The organism is Aeromonas sp. EERV15, from assembly GCF_900079845.1.
GTDB lineage: Bacteria > Pseudomonadota > Gammaproteobacteria > Enterobacterales > Aeromonadaceae > Aeromonas > Aeromonas sobria.
Genome location: NZ_FKKY02000153.1, coordinates 1 through 444, shown reverse-complemented (window position 1 = coordinate 444; position 444 = coordinate 1). Strand labels below are relative to the sequence as shown.

Below are 444 nucleotides of genomic sequence, written 5' to 3'. Positions count from 1 at the left end.
GGATCCACGCGCTGCCCTCGCGGCACGGCGTGCACTGCCCGCACGACTCGTGGCGGTAGAAGCGCATCAGGTTGTGCATCGCGAGGACGGGGCACGCCTTGTCGCTGAGCACGATGGCGCAGCAGGTCCCCAGCATCGTCCCGAGCGTGCGGAACGTGTCCACGCCGAGCGGCACGTCGAGCACGCTCTGGCCGTGCCACGGGTGGAGCGGCGACTTGTCGCTCGGCGCGTTGACGACCTCGTCGGCGCGCAGGATCGGGCACGACGAGCCGCCCGGGATGACCGCGAGCAGGTTGCCGTGCTTCACGCCGCCGCCGAGGTCGTAGATGAGCTCGCGCAGCGTGAGGCCGACGCACGCCTCGAAGATCCCCGGGTTGTTCACGTGGCCGCTCACGCCGAAGAGCCGGCAGCCGCCGTCCTTCAGGTGGTGCAGCGCGGAGAGCT

The 444-nt window shown here is 70.9% G+C and carries 1 protein-coding gene; it reads right to left on the bottom strand.

Going from position 1 to position 444, the window contains the following annotated elements:
* A partial coding sequence (locus BN4575_RS22960; protein WP_176716470.1) for an NADH-ubiquinone oxidoreductase-F iron-sulfur binding region domain-containing protein occupies positions 1–444 on the bottom strand: 444 nt, incomplete at both ends.